General features: G+C 51.4%; 20 protein-coding genes and 1 pseudogene. 11 read left to right on the top strand and 10 right to left on the bottom strand.

What is annotated here, in order from left to right:
* Positions 1-513: 513 nt before the first annotated feature.
* Positions 514-855, bottom strand: a complete 342-nt coding sequence (locus tag Q0526_RS13705) for a hypothetical protein (protein ID WP_298734642.1) — start codon at positions 853-855, stop codon at positions 514-516.
* 672 nt (positions 856-1,527) lie between these two features.
* Between Q0526_RS13705 and Q0526_RS13700 the strand changes: the two genes are divergently transcribed.
* Positions 1,528-2,703: an aldo/keto reductase gene (locus tag Q0526_RS13700; protein WP_298734637.1), complete on the top strand. Its 1,176-nt coding sequence runs from the start codon at positions 1,528-1,530 to the stop codon at positions 2,701-2,703.
* Positions 2,704-2,895: 192 nt separating this feature from the next.
* Positions 2,896-4,011: a 5-methyltetrahydropteroyltriglutamate--homocysteine S-methyltransferase gene (locus Q0526_RS13695; RefSeq protein WP_298734634.1), complete on the top strand. Its 1,116-nt coding sequence runs from the start codon at positions 2,896-2,898 to the stop codon at positions 4,009-4,011.
* 195 nt (positions 4,012-4,206) lie between these two features.
* Here the strand turns inward: Q0526_RS13695 and Q0526_RS13690 are convergent, their stop codons facing one another.
* Entirely contained in the window at positions 4,207-4,344 is a 138-nt protein-coding gene (locus tag Q0526_RS13690) for a hypothetical protein (RefSeq protein ID WP_298734632.1), read from the bottom strand.
* Here Q0526_RS13690 and Q0526_RS13685 point away from each other — a divergent pair.
* Positions 4,343-4,591 carry a hypothetical protein gene (locus tag Q0526_RS13685; RefSeq protein ID WP_298734630.1) on the top strand — a complete coding sequence of 83 codons (249 nt, stop codon included), beginning with the start codon at positions 4,343-4,345 and terminating at the stop codon, positions 4,589-4,591. The two genes, Q0526_RS13690 and Q0526_RS13685, sit on opposite strands and share 2 nt — an antisense overlap.
* A gap of 391 nt (positions 4,592-4,982) precedes the next feature.
* Here Q0526_RS13685 and Q0526_RS13680 read toward each other — a convergent pair whose 3' ends face one another.
* Positions 4,983-6,578 carry a heavy metal translocating P-type ATPase gene (locus Q0526_RS13680; RefSeq protein ID WP_298734628.1) on the bottom strand — a complete coding sequence of 532 codons (1,596 nt, stop codon included), beginning with the start codon at positions 6,576-6,578 and terminating at the stop codon, positions 4,983-4,985.
* Between the two features lie 5 nt (positions 6,579-6,583).
* Positions 6,584-6,697 (bottom strand): annotated as a pseudogene (locus tag Q0526_RS13675) (transcriptional regulator); the annotation flags it as partial.
* A gap of 143 nt (positions 6,698-6,840) precedes the next feature.
* On the opposite strand from Q0526_RS13675, the gene Q0526_RS13670 reads away from it, so the two are divergent.
* Positions 6,841-7,386 (top strand): flavodoxin family protein, encoded by a 546-nt coding sequence (locus Q0526_RS13670; protein WP_298734625.1) that lies wholly within the window; start codon positions 6,841-6,843, stop codon positions 7,384-7,386.
* 63 nt (positions 7,387-7,449) lie between these two features.
* Here Q0526_RS13670 and Q0526_RS13665 read toward each other — a convergent pair whose 3' ends face one another.
* The 3 genes from Q0526_RS13665 to Q0526_RS13655 are packed head-to-tail and all read right to left on the bottom strand — an operon-like array spanning position 7,450 to position 9,569.
* Positions 7,450-8,364 (bottom strand): radical SAM mobile pair protein B, encoded by a 915-nt coding sequence (locus Q0526_RS13665; RefSeq protein WP_298734616.1) that lies wholly within the window; start codon positions 8,362-8,364, stop codon positions 7,450-7,452.
* Positions 8,352-9,038 carry a radical SAM mobile pair protein A gene (locus Q0526_RS13660; RefSeq protein WP_298734614.1) on the bottom strand — a complete coding sequence of 229 codons (687 nt, stop codon included), beginning with the start codon at positions 9,036-9,038 and terminating at the stop codon, positions 8,352-8,354. The genes Q0526_RS13665 and Q0526_RS13660 overlap by 13 nt, the downstream gene beginning before the upstream one ends.
* 27 nt (positions 9,039-9,065) lie before the next feature.
* Positions 9,066-9,569, bottom strand: a complete 504-nt coding sequence (locus Q0526_RS13655; RefSeq protein ID WP_298734613.1) for a flavin reductase family protein — start codon at positions 9,567-9,569, stop codon at positions 9,066-9,068.
* Positions 9,570-9,717: 148 nt separating this feature from the next.
* Between Q0526_RS13655 and Q0526_RS13650 the strand changes: the two genes are divergently transcribed.
* Complete coding sequence (locus tag Q0526_RS13650) at positions 9,718-10,083, top strand: helix-turn-helix domain-containing protein (RefSeq protein ID WP_298734611.1); 366 nt, start codon at positions 9,718-9,720, stop codon at positions 10,081-10,083.
* Between the two features lie 140 nt (positions 10,084-10,223).
* Here the strand turns inward: Q0526_RS13650 and Q0526_RS13645 are convergent, their stop codons facing one another.
* From Q0526_RS13645 to Q0526_RS13635, 3 genes are read right to left on the bottom strand one after another with little or no spacing between them, the layout of a single operon-like run.
* A complete protein-coding gene (locus Q0526_RS13645; protein WP_298734609.1) occupies positions 10,224-10,535 on the bottom strand; it encodes a TIGR04076 family protein in 312 nt (103 codons plus the stop codon).
* A gap of 43 nt (positions 10,536-10,578) precedes the next feature.
* Positions 10,579-11,454, bottom strand: coding sequence for a patatin family protein (locus Q0526_RS13640; RefSeq protein WP_298734604.1), 876 nt, complete (start codon positions 11,452-11,454; stop codon positions 10,579-10,581).
* A 4-nt stretch (positions 11,455-11,458) separates the two neighbouring features.
* Entirely contained in the window at positions 11,459-11,917 is a 459-nt protein-coding gene (locus Q0526_RS13635) for an Rrf2 family transcriptional regulator (RefSeq protein WP_298734602.1), read from the bottom strand.
* Positions 11,918-12,016: 99 nt separating this feature from the next.
* On the opposite strand from Q0526_RS13635, the gene Q0526_RS13630 reads away from it, so the two are divergent.
* From Q0526_RS13630 to Q0526_RS13605, 6 genes are all read left to right on the top strand, one after another.
* The gene (locus tag Q0526_RS13630; RefSeq protein WP_298734600.1) at positions 12,017-12,772 is read left to right on the top strand and encodes an NAD-dependent protein deacetylase; all 756 of its coding nucleotides are present in this window, start codon (positions 12,017-12,019) and stop codon (positions 12,770-12,772) included.
* Positions 12,750-13,832 (top strand): baseplate J/gp47 family protein, encoded by a 1,083-nt coding sequence (locus tag Q0526_RS13625; protein WP_298734598.1) that lies wholly within the window; start codon positions 12,750-12,752, stop codon positions 13,830-13,832. The genes Q0526_RS13630 and Q0526_RS13625 overlap by 23 nt, the downstream gene beginning before the upstream one ends.
* Positions 13,833-13,845: 13 nt before the next feature.
* On the top strand, positions 13,846-14,460 hold the full coding sequence (locus Q0526_RS13620; RefSeq protein ID WP_298734596.1) for a putative phage tail protein: 615 nt from the start codon (positions 13,846-13,848) through the stop codon (positions 14,458-14,460).
* Positions 14,461-15,204: 744 nt separating this feature from the next.
* A complete protein-coding gene (locus Q0526_RS13615) occupies positions 15,205-15,399 on the top strand; it encodes a DNA-binding protein (RefSeq protein ID WP_087294473.1) in 195 nt (64 codons plus the stop codon).
* Complete coding sequence (locus Q0526_RS13610; protein ID WP_298734591.1) at positions 15,399-18,263, top strand: DEAD/DEAH box helicase family protein; 2,865 nt, start codon at positions 15,399-15,401, stop codon at positions 18,261-18,263. The genes Q0526_RS13615 and Q0526_RS13610 overlap by 1 nt, the downstream gene beginning before the upstream one ends.
* On the top strand, positions 18,260-19,117 hold the full coding sequence (locus tag Q0526_RS13605; RefSeq protein WP_298734589.1) for a hypothetical protein: 858 nt from the start codon (positions 18,260-18,262) through the stop codon (positions 19,115-19,117). The genes Q0526_RS13610 and Q0526_RS13605 overlap by 4 nt, the downstream gene beginning before the upstream one ends.
* Positions 19,118-19,200 lie beyond the last annotated feature (83 nt).

Raw genomic sequence — 19,200 nt, 5'->3', positions numbered from 1 at the left:
ATCAGTTTCATCCCATGGTGCCTCCCCTTTTTAATATCGAAAAAAACGATATTTACTATAAACCTTGTGTCTAAAAAGCCGTATTAAATTTTGTTTTTTGATTTTTCTTTTTTACTGCCGTCGTATTCTGCACAGTTTTGAAACCTCAGAAATTGCAATGCCTATAGGTAAAAAAGCTCTGCTTTTTGAGAAAAGCGTTCGAAAAGCAGAGCTTCTTCATTTGTCATATCTTGATAAAAAAGATGCATGGGCTCAGGGATTCTCTGGTGACATCAGTGGGGTTCAGCTTTCACTATTTTCACGTTTTGCGTCTTGATTTCGCCCTGTTTGTATTTGAGCGGTGACAGGGCCGTCTTATATGTGAAAGCCAAAACCATTGCAGTGCAACGGTTTCGGGTATAAAATGACCCCACCTATCCTGAACAATGACAACTCTTTGTTCAGGTCAGGTAGGGTCATTCATTTTGGTACGCCCGACTGGATTCGAACCAGCGACCTTCAGAGTCGGAGTCATCAGGCGGTCAAATGGGAAACCGTTGGGGGCCAATGGTTTTGTGAGGTTTTGCCAGATTTACAGAGAATTACAGAAAATTCTCGAAGGCATTGCAGTGCAATGCCTCCGGGGTTTTGTTCGGTAGTAGTCAAATAGTAGTCGATCCGGTGGTCACACACCCGGCGAACCTTTTCATTGATTTCGACAGATCCATCCATCCCATCCGGCAAAACAAACATGTCGTTCGTCGCCGTCTCCAGGACCTCATGGCCGAATTCTGCCAGGGCATTCCGAAAATCATTGCCATCGTCGGTGAAGCCGGGGTCAGGCTGCATCTCCTTGGTGTTATAGGTATCCAGCATAGGCACCAGGTCTCCCCCATGCCAGGTGAGTCCGGCATGCTTGTTCCAGGTGGAAGGCGGCATCTCCCCAGCCGCCGCAGACAGCTAGGCCATACCGCCACCTTTGAGGACTTCCATGATGACTTGCTTTCCGTGCTTCCGGATCACATCTTCGCACGCTTTTGCCTGCACGAACCTGAAATCCCAGTCCATCAGGTTCAGCTATGCACGGTCAAATCGGTTGTTTCGCCGTTCAAAACCGGCAGGCGCATTATGCCAAGGCCCAGTTTTTCATCATTCATGTTCTTTCTATCAAGTTTTTTAAACAGTATGTCTAATACTCATTTTCTATCTGCACTCATGTCTTTTGAGCATTTATAACGGACGGAGCCTGGTTCCCGTATCATCCGCTCCTCCATTCTGTTTGACCATGATCTGCCCTCCTCTTTTTGGCAACCATACTTGCCCACTGATTCAGCGGTCTCATGCGGCAGGCTTTCAGATCGGCTTGACATGAGAACATAGAAACACTAGAATAAACAACATTCCGATGGAAGGAATCTTGTGGCAGGATCAAAAAGAGGAGCTTTTGACAGCCACCTAAGAACACATGCAGCGGCGGGGCTGATCCTCAGTCAACATCGTTCCGGTTGCAACTGCCTTCAGAGGGCAAAGGAGGCTCGATATCCCGATATGATATACAGACTGGACCGATATGGCAATCGAATTTCTCAGTTGGGTTACGGCTGTCTGAGATTCACCAGAAAAGGAAACAGCATCGACTACGAAAAAGCGGAAAAGGAAGTCCTTCTTGCCATTGACCAGGGTGTCAATTATTTTGATACCGCTTATATTTATCCTGGCAGTGAGGAATGCCTCGGGCGGATTCTGGAGGAAAACAAGTGCCGTGACCAGGTTTATATTGCCACAAAGCTTCCCCAGTATCTCATTCGTTCCTCTGCGGCCATTGATAAAACCTTTCACGAGGAGCTGTCCCGTCTCCGCACTGACCACATTGACTACTATCTCATGCATATGTTCACGGATTACGCAGAGTGGGAGCGCCTGAAGAGCCTGGGCATTGAGCCGTGGATTGCACGTCAGAAAGCGGAAGGCCGCATTGGGAATATCGGCTTTTCCTATCACGGCGAGACGGAGATGTTCCTGAAAATCCTGGATGCCTACGACTGGGACTTCTGTCAGATCCAGTACAACTATCTGGATGAGCATACCCAGGCCGGAAGAAAGGGACTTCAGGCCGCAGCAAAGAAAGGCATCCCGGTCATCATTATGGAGCCCCTCCGGGGCGGGAAGCTGGTCAATCTGCCGGATAAGGCGAAGGACGTACTTGCCCGCGACAGTAAGGGCTACACCGCCGCCGAGCTGGGACTGCGCTGGCTGTGGGATCAGCCGGAAGTGACCTGCGTGCTCTCCGGCATGAACTCCGAGGACATGATCAACGAGAACATCCGCGTCGCTTCCGAAGCTGATCCGGGGCATCTGACTCCTGAAGATCTGCAGATCGTGGAGCAGATCAAGCAGATCATCCGGGAGCGGGAAAAGGTGGGCTGCACGGGCTGCAGGTACTGCATGCCTTGTCCCAAAGGCGTGGATATTCCGGGAAATTTCTACTATTATAATCTGATGTATATGGAGAAAAAGTCCTCCGCCCGCCTGGAGTTTGCCAAGAATATGGGACTGTGCAAAGAGCCCGGCTTTGCATCCCAGTGCGTTGGCTGCGGCCGATGTGAAAAGCACTGCCCCCAGCACATCAAGATCCGCGAGAAGCTAAAGGAAGCTGACCGTGATCTCAGGCCCCTGCCCTATAAGATCGGCATCCATGCGGCACGAAAAATCATCCTTCGCTAAGCTGCAATCCGGAGGCAAAAACGAGATGTTCGTATCCGTGAGGCAGACCTGCTTGGGTGCAAAGAGCAGGGATGCAGAATCGATGGAAAGCCACGCTTTTTCCGGACTTCACAATCAAGCAACTATTTTGTATACTTATCAAGGGAACCGACAAACACGGTAACCGCACAAATTTCTAAGGAGTCTTTTTACATGAGCAATTTGCAAACACCATTCCGCTATGATTATGTGGGAAGCTTTTTGCGCCCCACTGCGCTGAAAAAGGCGCGGGCAGACTATGAAGCCGGGAGCATCTGTGCTGAAGAGCTAAAATCTGTAGAGGACCAGTGCATCACCCAACTTGTGGCAAAGCAAAAGGCCGCTGGCTATCATGTCATCACGGACGGCGAATTCCGCCGCGCTACTTGGCATCTGGATTTCATGTGGGGATTCCAGGGCATTGGTCATCAGGAAACCGAGAACGGCCTGCCGTTCCATGATGAGGCTGCTAAAATTGACGACACGTATCTGACCGGCAAGCTGTCTGTAAGCGCGCACCCTTTTGTAGAGCATTTTAAGTTTGTAAAAGCGTTGGAGGATGCCAACACGGTAGCCAAGCAGACGATTCCGGCTCCTGCGCAATTTTTGGAGCAGCTGGTCATGCCCATGAATCAGGAGACCACCCGGGCAGTCTATCCCAATGATGATGAGCTCATTGCAGATATTGTGGCTGGATACAAAAAGATCATTGCAGACCTATATGCAGCCGGCTGCCGGAATATCCAATTTGACGACTGCACCTGGGGATGTTTCGTAGACCCGCACGCCAAGCTGTTCTTTGGGGCAGACGATGCCCGGCTGGAAGTCCTCCAGAAACAATTTCTGACCATCAATAATCTGGCCATCGAAGGCAAACCCGATGATCTGGTCATCAATACCCATATCTGCCGCGGCAACTTCCATTCCACTTGGGCCTGCACAGGCGCTTATGACAAGATTGCACCGCTGGTCTTTGGGCAGGAAAATGTCAATGCTTATTATCTGGAATTTGACGACGAGCGCTCCGGAGGCTTTGCGTCGCTGAAAGAAGTCACGGGTGACAAGAAAGTTGTTCTGGGACTGATTACCACAAAATCTCCCAAGCTGGAGGATAAAGAGACTGTGATTGCCCGTATCCATGAGGCATCCCGGTACATTCCTTTGGACCGCCTGTTCCTCAGCCCGCAGTGTGGCTTTGCATCTTGCGAAATCGGGAATAAACTCACTGAGGAGGAACAGTGGGCAAAACTGGCGCTGGTCAAAGAGATTGCCCAGGAAGTCTGGGGCTAAATCTTCCCGGCTGATACAGCAGCGGTCTCCCATGAAAGTGATTTACCGGAAGCCACTGCAACAGATGCGGAGAAATTTCTCCGGCTGTTTTGATTTTTCTTCGTCATACACCTCACAAACACCAAAAAAGACGGACCCGAATATTCGGGTCCGTCTTTTCACGTTGGTACGCCCGGCTGGATTCGAACCAGTGGCCTACAAAGTCAGAACCATCAGGCGGTCAGCGGGAACGGCATCCCAGATGACATGGCATCCATTATAAAGAAACATCTGCCGCAGGATCATCTTCTTTCCCTGGATGCTGCTCCCCGCATACAGATCGATCCAGGACATGTTCCTATCATTCCTTTTCTCAGCGGAGCGGCTGGGCAGCCCCGATTACGACGGTGACCTCCTCTGCCCCCATTCTGAACCGCTGCGTGAAGCGGAACGCGGGCCGGAGATCTACCCGGCCAAGACCGGTGTACGGGACAAGGTGATTCCGATTTCCCTGTTTACCACCAAGGGTGCTTCCCTGAAGATGGTCATGCTCTGGCAGCCGATTGCTTTTCCAATGAGCCAGTGGACTCCGGCTGGGTAGTAAGTACTGCCGGCATCCAACTTTGACGCACACTTCGGCGCCAGCTTTGGGAGAAAATATCTGAAACAGATCCCAGAAATTATTTTCGAACGCTCAGAGACCTGCTTTGGACTATGCTGGTATCGATTGGTCGACATCCCTGTCATTCAGTAGGGATAGAATCCGGCATCCATCTCCGCTTCTTCCTTTGGAGATGGACGCCGGTTCATTTCAAAATGATTCAGTTCATATGCCAGTTCTCAAGTCAACTGGAACCCGCAAAAGAAACTGTTCGCGGAGTGTTCCTCCGCAAATCCCGGGCGATACAGCCAGGCTTGATGCTCTCTTGTTTTCAAAACCGTCCGCCCATTGCCATAACCAGAAGGCCCGAGCCCGGAATGAGTGTATGTGCTTATAGCTTCTTTACAAAAAGAGCCCGGATGGCATTTAAAACCGCCAGAATCATGACACCAACATCAGCAAAGACTGCCAGCCACATATTGGCAAATCCCAGAGCAATCAGCACCAGACAGAGCAGCTTGACGCCGATGGCCGCCACGATGTTCTGATACACAATGCCCAGGCACTTGCGTGAGATTTTGATGGCCTTGGCAATCTGCATGGGGTCGTCGTCCATCAGCACCACATCTGCGGCCTCAATGGCGGCGTCAGAACCCATGGCACCCATGGCAATACCGATATCCGCCCGACCCAGTACGGGGGCGTCGTTGATGCCGTCCCCCACAAAGGCCAGCTTTTCTTTGCCCCGCTTCCGGGCCAGGAGCTCCTCCACTTTTTCCACCTTGTCAGCTGGGAGCAGCTGGCTGTACACCTGGTCCACCCCCAGCTCTGCCGCTACCTGATCAGCCACCCGCTTGGCATCGCCGGTGAGCATCACAGTCTCGCGTACACCTGCGGACTTCAATGCCTGGATGGCCTGCCTGGAGGTGGGCTTTATCACGTCGGAGATCACAATGTGCCCGGCATATTGTCCGTCAATCGCCATGTGGATGATGGTCCCCACGCTGTGACAGCTGATGTAGGGAATACCCAGACGTTCCATCAGCTTATTGTTGCCCGCTGCCACGGTGTGGCCGTCCACCACGGCAGTGACCCCGTTGCCGCTGATTTCCTGAATCTGGGATACCCGGCTGCGGTCGATTTCCTTGCCGTAGGCCCGCTGCAGGCTCTTGCTGATGGGATGGCTGGAGGCCGACTCTGCCAGTGCGGCATATTCCACCAGTTTGGCGTTTTCAATTTCATTGTGGTGAATTCCGTTGACCTCAAAGACCCCTTGGGTCAGAGTGCCGGTTTTATCAAACACCACAATGCGAGTTTGTGACAGAGACTCCAGATAGTTGGAGCCCTTTACCAATACACCGGCCTTGCTGGCTCCGCCGATGCCGGCAAAGAAGCTCAGGGGAATACTGATGACCAGGGCGCAGGGACAGCTGGCTACCAGAAACGTGAGCGCCCGGTAGATCCAGGTCTCCCAGGCGGGAGATTGTCCCAATCCCAGCATGAGCGCCAGCGGCGGGAGAATGGCCAGCGCCAGGGCGGCATAGCACACAGCAGGGGTATAGATCCGAGCGAAGCGGGAGATAAAGTCCTCCGACTTGGACTTACGGGAAGAGGCATTTTCCACCAAATCCAGGATCTTGGACACGGTGGATTCCCCAAACTCCTTGGTCGTCTGGATCTTTAACAGCCCGGTCATGTTGATGCATCCGCTGATGATGGCGTCTCCAGTCTGCACCTCCCGGGGCAGAGATTCTCCGGTCAGGGCGGCGGTATTCAAAGTAGAGGCTCCCTCCACCACCGTGCCGTCGATGGGTACCTTCTCCCCAGGCTGCACCACGATGATGGAGCCGATGTCCACCTCATCCGGATCCACCTGTTCCAGTTTGCCGTCCCGCTCTACATTGGCGTAGTCGGGCCGGATGTCCATGAGGTCGCTGATGTTCCGGCGGCTCTTTCCCACAGCGTAGCTTTGGAACCACTCACCCACCTGATATAGAGAATGGTCATTTTATATTTACCGCTGATCAGGGATAAGGTATAGCTGAACCCGGTATCGGCCAGATTGGCTGCTGAAATACAGGTTTTATACTCCTTTAATTCGGTCATAAGCGCTTTCCTTTGAGTAAGTATTGAACCTTTATGCAAGTATCGCACTTTTATGTGCGTACTTGTTCTTTTTTCTATTCTTGCTATGATTGTACTGTCAGCAGGAGAGAAAGTCAATCTCTCAAGGACAAGGAGGAACGTTCATGAGTAAGAAAATCGTTGTGATTACAGGCAGCCCCCGAAAAAAAGGCAACAGTTTCGCCATGACGGACAGCTTCGTCCAGGCGGCGCAGGCAAAGGGACACACCGTTACCCGCTTTGACGCAGCCATGATGAAGATCGGCGGCTGCCATGCCTGCGAGACCTGCTTCAAAACCGGAAAGGCCTGTTCCTTTGACGATGACTTCAACATCATCGCTCCGGCCATCCTGGAGGCTGATGTGATCGTCTTCACGATGCCGGTCTATTGGTACTCCATCCCCGCCCAGATCAAAGGCGTTATCGACCGGCTTTATTCCCTGGTGGTGGGTGGCAAGGACATTGCCGGGAAAGAGTGCGCTCTCATCGCCTGCTGCGAGGAGGAGGATCTGTCTGTACTGGACGGTGTACGCATCCCCATGGAGCGAACAGCTGCCCTCAACAAATGGAAGATGGTGGGCGAAGTGCTGATTCCCGGCGTCTTGAACGCAGGCGATATCAACAAAACGGACGGCTGCCGGCAGGCTGCGGAGCTGGCGGAGAAGATCTGAGCAAGCTGCACCAGATGAAAAGGTCGGAGCGGTTTCGCTCCGACCTTTTCATTTGGTACGGTATTAAGTTCTTTTTCGTCGCCCGGTATTTTCCGATCCACGAACTTCTTCATGGTAGAAATAGTTCACAATCACCGGGTGGCCGGGTTCCGCCCGGCCATAGGGCAGCTCGTTGTCCACGAAGGGACAGCCGTTTTCGATAGCCAGCTGTTCTGCCTGCTGCTCAAGGCCCCGGAAATAGCTTCGGTCGCCCTTTTGGTAGATTGCCTGATACAAGGGTGTTAAGTCGGGGTGCTTTTCCTGGATATAGTCTAGAATCTCCTGTTTGAACCCGCCCCGCAGATTCAGGTTCTCCAGCCAGACTAAATCACACTGATCCTTCACCCGATGGAAGATCGTCTCAAAATCCGTGATGCCCGGAAAAACCGGGGCGATAAAACAGACGGTGCGGATGCCTGCGTCGTAGACCTGCTTCATTGCACGGAGCCGCCGCTCGATACTCACCGCCTTGTCCATATCCGCCCGAAACTCCTCGTCCAGCGTGTTGATGGACCAGGAGACGGTTACTTTTTCCATCTCCTTGAGTAAGTCAATGTCCCGCACCACCAGGTCGGACTTGGTGCAGATGAGGATTTCCGCCCCGCTGTCTTTCAGCTGCTCCAGCAGCTTGCGCGTGTTTTGGAACTGCTCCTCTTGAGGGAGATAGCCGTCGGTGACGGATCCGATCACCACCCGCTGCCCTTGGTATTTCCGAGGATTTTTGATCTCCGGCCAGTGTTTTACATCCAGAAAGGTCCCCCAGGGCTCGGTGTGGCCGGTAAAACGCTTCATAAAGGAGGCATAGCAGTACTTGCAGCCGTGGGTACAGCCTACATAGGGGTTCACGGAGTAGCCCCCCACCGGCAGGCTGGATTTGGTCATGATATTTTTTGTCTCCACATCCCGAATCAGGACGCCGTTTTCTATCATTTCTGCCATTTGGCTTGTTCCTCCAGTACCTTATGAAATGCGGTAGGCAATTCCTGTATCATCTGCTCCTCTCCCATAATGGGAAGCAGGTCTTCCTTCATAAAGACCGGGATGCCCAGAGCATGGGCTTGGTCGGTCAGGTTCCACACCCACTCCGGTTTGGATACGGATTTTCCTTTTCGGCGTCCGGTCTCGGTTCCAATAACCACCCACTCGATCCCTGTGAAATCCACTGACCCGATGTTCTCGAACAGGGGCTCAAAGGTAACATGGTAATGTCCGCCGCAGATATGCTCCCGCAGCGCCGGAATCCGGTCCTTTTCCTTACAAGAGGTAACGGTCACGCCGAACCAGGCGTTATCCAGATGGGTAGAAAAATCGATCTCCTCCGGCCGCTTGGTCAGGAACAGATACTGGTGCTGGGGATTGCGCTCCATCTTGTCGAATACCTCCCGCCACTCTGATTTCCAGCCGGAAAAGTCGCTCATCCCGGTGAGCAGGAAAATCTGCGGCCGCACTTTCTCCATGAGCCGCAATTTTCCGGGGAAGTACTCCGGCTTCTCAAAATCATCAATCATATGGAACCGCCGTACATTATTTCTGGCATAGCAGTAACTGCAGCCGATGGTACAGCCAATGACCAGATTCATGTTTTGAATCCGGGATTTGATGCACACCGCCATTGGAATCTCCCCCAGTCGTTTTCTGTCTCAGCCTTCCACCGCCGGGGCGACTTTGCCGAAGCCGTTCCAGGCATAGAGGCCCTTCTTGCTCTCATCGCCCAGGAACTTGTCCACCTGGCAGATATGCAGGATATGGTCGCCCACCTCCACAGCCTGCTGCAACGTGGCCACCATGGCAAGGCGGGTATCCGCGGGAATCTGAATGTCACTGCCCTCTACGGAGGTCATCTCAATGCGGTTTTCCTCCACCTTGTGGCTGGTGGCACCAGTGGAACTGCCGCAGGCCACCACGGCCTGGGTCAGGCTCTCCCCCGGAACGGTCACGATCACCTTGCCGGTTTCCCGCACCCGCTTGCCGGTGTGGGACTGCTTGCCGGCGGCAAAACCGATCATAGGCGGGTTGAAGGACAGGTAGGATACAAAGCAGATGGGGGCCAGGTTGGTGGTGCCGTCCTCATTCTGAGAACAGATCAGGGTCAGCGGATTGGGGGAAGTCAGGACGGTGGCCTCCATGATGTTCAGTTCTTTCATAAATCGAAGCCTCACTCTCTATATGTTCTGTGATTGACATCTTGTTTTGACGTCGATATAATTATTATACTTAGAAGAAATAAAGGTGCAAGTACGCAGAATAATCGTACTTAGTACGAAAAACCATACTGATAGAGAGGGCTGCTCCATGAACCAATCCATGACCTATGAGGAATTTCAAGCCCGAGTGGGCAGCGTCATCCTGACAGAGAACGGAAACTGCCCGGTCACACCGGTGGTCCAGATGCTCCAGGGGAAATGGAAGCTCCAGATCATCTACGAGCTATGTATTCAGTCTCCCATGCGGTTTGGGGAGCTGAAGAAGATGCTCAAACCCATCACCAACACCATGCTCACCAACGCATTAAAAGAGCTGGAAGCAGATGGTCTGGTACATCGGGAGCAGTACAACGAGATCCCGCCCCGGGTGGAGCATACCTTGACGGAGAAGGGCAAGGACCTGCTGCCGGTTTTCTATGCCATCTCCCAGTGGGGCATGAAGTACATCCCCTGAGCGAACGGTCCTCGAGGGTTCACTCCAAAATATAAGAAACACCGAAACACCGGAATGATTTGACGATCTGTCAAATCATTCCGGTGTTTTGCTCTATGCCGGCGGGACACGGAAAGGCTCCTTTTTGCCTGGAGCAGCACTTATTCTTCCGCTTCCAGCAAAAAGATGACCGGACGAATGCCGTCCGGGCAGGCAAGCACACAGATGGAGTCGTCGTTGAGCCATGTGCCGGAGGGCTGCACCAGCTTTCTTTCCGAAAGCTGACGAACCATAGGCGCCATGACTTGCCAAGTCACTTCGCACATTCCTTCCGGCGGATGTGTTCCGTCACTCCAGAGGACCTGCCCCTCCTGGTGAAACGGACACATTCCCAAATCCGGGATCGCATATTGGTCCGCAAGATCCTGATGAAATTCTGTCCTCAGAACGGTGATCCTAATTTTTTTATCCATAAAACATTCCACCTTTTCGCTGTTTCAGGCTGTGCAGCCCAGATCAGTCGGACAGAAATGCCATCAGCGCCTCTTTCTGTGCAGAAAAATCCCGCAGTCCCAGGTTATACAGCTCCCGTTCCGCATCTTCCTTCATGGAGTATGTGCCCACATGGATGGGCTCACTGGCTGCAAAGACAAAGGCAACTCCCTCCCGCTCCAGAGAAAACACATCCTTCAAATTGTCGTTGTACACTACATGGCGACGATCAATGGCATCCACGATATTGGGGTAACTGCGGCAAACCCGTCGGTACAGCCTGCGCATGCCCTGGGGCTTTCGTACATAGTCCCGGTTCTTGGAGAGGATGACCACCAGCTTTTCGCAGCCCTGCTCCAAGGCACGGCGGACCGGGATGGCATCGGTAAGGCCTCCGTCAAAGTAGGGCACCCCGTTGAGTTCCACCGGATGGCAGGCAACCGGGATGGCACTGGAGGCCATGATCAATCGGTAATCGTCCTGTTTCATCATTTCTCGCCCATGATACTCCGGCGCTCCTGTCAGCGCGTTTGTGACCACAACCTCATATTCCGACGGATTTTTCATCAGAGCGGGAAAATCCAGCGGGTCTTCCCCCTCCCTGCGGGTCAGTTCACCATAAATGTACTTTAGGCCAAACAGATCTCCGGTTTTCAGCAAGCTTTTCAGCCCAAAATAGTCAGGTGAATGAATGTGCTCCGTAAAAAAGCGAAGATTCCGCCCTCTTTGCCCCGCCAGATAGGACGCCAGATCACCTGATCCGCCGGATACGCCGATGCAATAATCAAACGTGATCCCTTCGTCCAGAAAGGCATCCAGAATCCCAGCGTTATAGGCACATTTCATCCCGCCGCCTTCCACGACCAATCCGATTTTTTTTTGTGTGTTCGTTGTCAACATCTCCTCATGGGGTAAGGTCCCGCCCTGATTTCAGTTCCAGTTCGTCCAGCTTTTTATCATATCGGTCTATGATGTCTTGTAGGGTGATGGTCTGCATTTTTTGTTCGGCAGCCTTCTGGATCTCCTGGTAAAAGTCTGCAATGCTCAGCTGTACATAGATCCCCACACCACATTCCGGGTTGGTATCAATATCCCAGTGAAGCAGGGGCTTATTGCCCTCAATTGCCCGGTAGACATCCAACACCGTGATCTCATCCGGGCGCCTGGTCAATTCCGCATTGGCCTGTCCCTGTGAGCTGGTGATCATGCCGGCACTCTTCAGCGCGGCCATCAGCTGCCGGATATAGGCCGGGTTCGTTTTTACACTTTCTGCGATCTTAGCACTTGTGATCCGCTGACCGGCTCCCATACTGAGAAAGGCCAATATATGAAGTGCGTCACTCAACTTGGTAGAGTATTTCATGGGCTCACCTCAAAAATTTTTAATTGCCTACTTGTAATTTATAAAATAACATGTTATGCTTGCAACATGTAATTATTATAATAACATGTTGGAGGAATCATGTCAACTATGCTGCTGAACCGCAAAATATCCATTGATTCCGCCGCCCACCGCCAAAATGTGCAGGTCTTGGTAGACAAAATCGCTGATGCCGATGCAATTTTGGTGGGCGCTGCGGCGGGTATGTCCGCTTCCTGCGGCTTCAACTTCTTCTATCAAAACGACGCGATATTTGAACAATATTTAGGAGACTTTCACCGAAAATATGGATTTACCGGTGCCTTCAATGGATTTTACTACCCTTATCCCTCCCCGGAGGCCCACTGGGCTTTTCTTGCCCGGATGGGTTATATGGAGTATGAATGTCCCACAGGTCAGCCCTATTATGACCTGATGAAGCTGCTTCAGGGAAGGAATTACCACATTATGACCACAAACCAGGACTTCCAGTTTACCCGCGTGGTATCAGAAGATAAGCTGAGCGCCATCCAAGGCGACTCCCGTTATTACCAGTGCAGCCGCCGCTGCCACGACGAGATCTACTGGAACAAAGAGATGGTTTACGAAACGAACGATGCAATTGATGAAAATCTCTGTATCCCGGCGGAATTGATCCCTCGGTGTCCCAAATGCGGTGCGGAAATGGAACCTTGGGTGCGCGGCTATACCTTTTTGGAGGGCAAGAAATACAAGGAAGAATATCGCAAGATCAATGAGTTCCTGACTGCTAATCAGGATAGCTGGCTGCATATCTCGTTCAGCCTGATAACCATTTACGGGGAGGTGAGCGTCCATGACGCAGCCATCAGTATTTGAGAGCCGCACACCGGAAGTCATCAAGGCAGAGATCTTGACGGCCATGACGGCCTCCGGGGTAGAGATCGACACCCGCGAGGGGAGCTATACCAATACGCTCATCAGCCAGGTGGCATACGCCCTTTGGCAGCACTCGCAGCTCTTGGCCGGGCTCCTTCCTATCGTGTTCCCTGGCCCGGACAGCGGAGAGTACCTGGACCTGCATGCGGCCCAACTGGGCATGGTGCGCCAGCCCGGCACCAAGGCCCGGGTAGAGGTGACCTTCACGGGAACCGACGGCACCGTGATCCCTGCGGGAACGGCGGTGTATGCCCCTGACAGTGGCCTGCGGTATTTGACTTTGGAAGCCGTTACCATCACGGATGAGACGGCGGTGGCCACAGTGGAGGCGGAGAATATCGGCGCGGACTACAACGTACCGGCCGGATCCATTACCTCCATGGCAGTCAATGTCCCCGGGGTGGACGATCTGTCCAACCTGAAAGCGGCCGCCGGCGGCTCCGATCCGGAGAGTGACGTTGACCTTTATACCCGTATTCACGATCGTCTTAGCCTTCCGATCACATCGGGAAATGCCAACCATTACATCCAGTGGGCTAAGGAAGTTACGGGGGTCAGCTATGCTGGTTGTATCCCGCTCTGGGCTGGCAACGGTACCGTCAAGGTGGTGATCGCCGGAGCAGACAAGGGGGCGGTCGATGAAGAGATCCGATCCGCCTGCGCAGCCCATATTGAAGAAGAAAAGCCCATCGGCGCCACGGTGACGGTAGTAAGCGTGACAGAGATGGAACTGCCGGTAACCGCGGCCGTAACCTTGATGGAGGGATATTCCACGGAAGATGTTACCAACCAGCTGACGGCCGCGGTGTCCGCGCTACTGACCTCCCAACCCTTTGGACAGGCCGTCGTCATCCCATACAGCCGTTTTCTGGCCTGTCTGCTGCAGTGCGCCGGTGTGGCGGACTATAGCTCCTTCACGGTAAACAGCGGAACGGCAGCCGTGTCGGTCGCTGCGGAGGCTGTCCCGGTGGTCGGGACTGTGAACATCACAGAGACATAAGGAGGGCGGCAATATGAGCAGTCTTCCGGTCCGGGAGCGCGTCCCGGACAGATATTACCGGCACCCCCAGACTGGATCTATCCTGGATGCTCTGGAAGAACAGAGTGGGGTATGCGCAGAACAGATATACGATATCCTGGACCAGTTTTTTATAGATACGGCTACGTGGGCTCTCTACCTCTGGGAACAAAAATATGGGATTACCCCAGATGAATCAAAGTCTTTGACGGAGCGCCGGGCAGCCGTACGGGACAAGATGACGGCCGCCGGCAATACCACGGCGGAGATGGTCCGCCAACTGGCCATGGCTTTGACCGGCTATGAGGCTCGAGTGGTAATCAACTCGGCTGACTACTCTTTCTCCCTGGAGTTCTTAGGGGAAGAGAGCACCTTGGCGGACATCGACGTGAGTCAGGTCCGAAAAATGGTGGAACAGATCAAGCCGGCTCACCTGCGGTTCATTATCTCCGGACTGACCTGGAACGATATTGAGAGCGTAGGACTTACCTGGCAGTGGTTCGAGGATAATCCTACCACCTGGGATGAGTTTGAAAGTAAGTTCTGCATCCATAGCAAAGTCCAATCAGGAAAGCCCTATGTATTTTTGCGGCAGGCAGTCTGGTATTGATAAATTTATGGTGGGAACCTCCTTGCAATATATGAAGTTTCCATCTCAACAGCACCTGAAAAATGCAGATCTAGATTTTGAAAGGTTCAAAACCCTCAAGTATCTGCACCGCAATAGTTTCAATGTCATAGCTTAGTTGGACTTAGGATAGTGGTCGGAGTCATCAGGCTGTCAAGTGGGAAACCGTTGGGGCCCAGTGATTTTGTGGGTTTTTGGCAGATTTACAAAGAATCACAGAAAATTCCCGGAGGCATTGTGGCTCAATGCCTCCGGGAATTTTTACGGTAGTAGTCAAATAGTAGTCTGTACAAGCTATCATCCATAGAGAGCTCCCCCCTCTCGGTTTAACTTATGCAAAAAGCTCTGGTAATCACTTAAGTACAGATTTCATTCACCCCGTGCATAATAAGTCAATATGGGGGGGAATATCAGACTCCGTATCACAGCCCAAACCGTTAATCATGCTCGTTTGTTCTCAATTGAGGCAACGGCGCAGAAACCAATATTACTTTTATAGTAACCATTCTCTTAGCACACAAGGCAAAACAAACATTAAAATTTTCTGCAGTATACGGAGATAAATGATTTGCTCTTGAATAACTTGCAGCTTTTCCATTTTACCGCTCCCCCACACTTATTCCTAACTCAGGAATATTCCGAAATCGGCTCCAAGTTGTATTATTCGTTTAAAAGATGTATAATACAAGCAAATTTTGAACGCCGCAAAATAAGGAGCCTGCCGGTATGGAGTATGTAACGCCAAAAGATAAAGCGACAGAATGGGGCATTACACAACGGCGCGTTGAGATCCTTTGCGGAGACGGACGTATTCCGGGAGCATATCGTCTTGGACGCGTGTGGGCTATCCCGAAAGATGCCAAAAAACCGCTGGACGGCAGAACGCGCAAAGCGAAAGAATCACAAAAAGGAGATTGCTGATGTTTTACCAAATGATCACCAACGCGCGGAACCGTTGGTTTGCGTCCTCCGAGTGTACTGCCCAGGGAATCATCGCTTACATTGAAAAAACCAAGCAGATGCGGGATGCCCAGGTAGATGCCATTAAAACCTATCTGTATCTGAAAATTGCCTGTGGTTGTGCGCCTCTGGCAAAACTGTTCTCTCAGGGAGCATTCAACACTTTGGATTTGGAGCAGGAGGAACTTTCTGCAAAAACACGGGCTTTTTTACTTGGCCATCCGGCCGCGGCCGCGCTTTTTGAGTACGCCTGCCTGAAAAACGATTCCGGTGAACAGGTTTCCGAGAAGCTGGAAAAGCAGATACGCAAAGCCCCAGAGAGCATTGATTATGAAGATTTTTTCCAGTCCGCATTTTACGGGGTATCTTATACCGACTACCTGTTCAGCCTTCCCATGGGCGCTGGTAAAACCTACCTGATGGCCGCGTTTATTTATCTGGATCTGTACTTTGCCAAAAATGAGCCGCATAACCCGGCCTTTGCCCATAACTTCATGATCTTCGCTCCCTCTGGGCTGAAATCCTCGGTCGTGCCCAGTTTGAAAACCATCCAGCGGTTTGATCCCTCTTGGGTAATCCCCCAACCGGCGGCATCGGAAATCAAGCGTCAGATCTCCTTTGAAGTGCTGGATCAGGGTAAGACCGCCAACAAATCCAATAAGACGAAGAATCCCAATGTGCAGAAGATCGCCAACCATCAACCGCTGTCTGAACTGTTTGGTTTGGTGGCCGTCACCAACGCAGAAAAGGTAATATTGGATCGCATTCAGGAGAAGTTGGGACAAATTAGTATGTTTGAAGAGAGCGATGACGAAAAGGACCGGCAGGCCAACGAGCTGCGCAACCTAATCGGCAAGCTCCCTGGCTTGTCCATTTTCATCGATGAGGTCCACCATGCGGTCAGCGACGAGATCAAGCTCCGTGCTGTAGTCAACAAGTGGGCAGCAAATCAGACTGTCAATTCCGTGGTTGGCTTTTCCGGTACACCCTATCTGGAAAAGGCGGAGAAAATTAAGGTGACTGATGGTCTCTCAGTATCCTCGGCGGAGATTTCCAATATTGTCTATTACTATCCGCTCATTGACGGCGTAGGAAACTTTCTCAAGCGGCCCATTGTGAAAATTGCAGATATTCCTGACAGCAGCCGCATTATTGAAAATGGCGTCAGGGAATTCCTGGACGCTTATCGGAACACCGTATATCCCGACGGAACCAGGGCCAAGCTGGGCATCTACTGCGGAACCATTGAAAAGCTGGAGGAGCTGGTCTACCCCATAGTAGCTCGTATCGCGGCGGAGTATGGGCTTTCCGGCGATGCCATTTTGAAATTTCACAAAGGAAACAAGCAGTATCCCCAGCCGGCCGATAGCCAGATGGAGTTTGACAGCCTGGATCAGCCTTTCTCAAAGATACACATTGTGCTGTTGGTTCAGATTGGAAAAGAGGGCTGGGATTGCCGCAGCCTGACGGGAATCATTCTCTCCCAAGAGGGAGATTGCCCCAAAAACATGGTGCTGCAGACCGCTTGCCGCTGCCTGCGTCAGGTACAGAAAGACGCACTGGAAACGGCTCTGATCTATCTAAACAACAGCAATGCTGAAAAACTAAATGCTCAACTGCTGAAACAACACCATATCTCTCTGAAAGAGTTTTGTGAAGCAGATCACCATAAAGTGTCGTTGGCTCGGTATGACCGCACAGATTATCTCCATCTGCCCAAGGTGGACTTCTATCAGCTGAAGATTCACTATGAGACCTTGATTGTAGACCCCGCTGAGCCGGAAAAAACACTCTCAGATGTTTGTAAAAATGCAAGTATTGTAGCAGGCACCATAAAGACCACCGATTTTTCCATGGAGGTAGCGGATACCAGAGTGGATAACGAGGAACGCGGTACTGTCCCGGCGTCTTATTCTTCCTGGCTTTATAACATCGTCCGCAGTTCCCTCTACACTCTTACCATGGAAGAATTGCAGCCCTATGACGCTCAGCTTAGGTCTATCTTTGAGAAAATCACTTATCAACGGGACGGCTCCCGGTATTTCAGTTCCAAATATGATCTGTCCCGGGTGGAGGCGAATATCCGCAAGGCCTTTTGCGTCCTTCGCTCCTACGAGACTCGGGAGGAGCGGATCCCCCAGTCGGCCAGCCTGCTGAACATTGCCAACTTCACGCAGGTAGTTGAGACAGAACGGCCACAGGATTACTATCCCGACCAGGAGACGGTACAGAAAATCGTTCTGGATGACCAGGGTAAGCTGAAATTAGACAAGAAAGCACAGGCGATGATGGAGTTAGCCCAGGAAATGGGGCAGGAAGATGTCCTGACCATGCTCCGCAAAAAGTATTCTTCCCACCCCCAAAAGGATCGCTCCTTCCACTATCTGCCTTACCACACGGACAGCGGCTTTGAGCAGATATTCCTGCGTGAGGTGCTGACCTTTCCCGAAATCGAGCGTTTGGGCCTGGAGGTTTACTACAACGGTGACCGGGCCATGACGGAGTTTAAGATCAAGTGCTACAAACGGAGCGGCGATGCCTGGCAGTATGTAGGGATGTATACACCGGACTTTCTCATCCTCCAGCGCAAAGACGGCAAAATCCATAAGGCCATGATCGCCGAAACCAAGGGCGAGGCCTATGCCAACGATCCGAAATTCAAGGATAAAAAGGCATTTGTGGAGACGGAGTTCCTCCGGCAGAACAACGTCGCCTTTGGCTATGCGCGGTTTGAATATCTATATTTGGAGGATACGCTGCCCGAGCGGGACAGGCTCGTCCTGACGCAGGGGAAAATTTGTGAGTTCTTTAAGGAGAAACTATGAAATGGATTGAATATCAGAAAAAACTTGGATTAGGTTTTGATGACAATAGAAAAATGCTTCGTTTCTATGCACTTGTGCATAATCATTTCAAAAATGCCCCATATAGCTTTTTTAATTCCGAAACAGAAAAGGCGTTTTGTGATACAATAGGCGTTTGCATGGCGGCGAATGACGATCCCCTCATGCTATTTGGAGATCAAATCTATGGTTTAGAGAGAGCCTGGTTTTACTTAAGCAAGCACGAGACTAATTTCCTCGATTTTCTTTCTTGTTGCGTTGCCCTTGTAAATGCGTACTCCGAACAAGAAAAAGATATTAAGCAATGGTTGAAAACAACTATATTAGATTCACTGGACGATTGTCAGATAAACTATGAGCTTCTAAGTGATACAGATGGCATATTCATTTTTCCAAAGGGGGCAAAAGAACTCGATGATGCTCTTGTATCAGAGCCCTTGAATTGGTTAAAAGAATACCCCCAAGCCCGTATAGCCTTCACAAAAGCTCTGAAAGAATATTCGGAGGCAACAACCACAAACGCCAGTGATATTGCAGATAAATTTCGCAAGGCTTTGGAAACATTTTTTCAGGAATTTTTTGGAGGCGGGCGTTCTTTGGAAAAGTATGTTTCTGACCACACCTATGAACAATACCTCAATCAGTGTGGAATTCCAGCCGAACTGCGTGATGAGTTAAAAAATACTGTTACGGCCTATTCCAGATTTATTAATAATAATGCCAAGCACCATGATAAGACGCCGGTTAATATTTTGGAGTATCTCATGTATCAGACAGGCAACATCATCAGGCTCCTAATCACATTGAAGCAGGAGGAAGACAAACATGCCGATTAAATATGTGCCGTTTATCCCGGAGCCTGTGGAGGGACAGGCTGTACTGGGAAACTTTAACCGCATCCTCAAGTATAAGGGTGCGG

The organism is uncultured Subdoligranulum sp. (assembly GCF_937890665.1).
The sequence above is the reverse complement of the archived record's forward strand: the minus strand, read 5'-3'. Positions and strand labels throughout refer to the sequence as shown.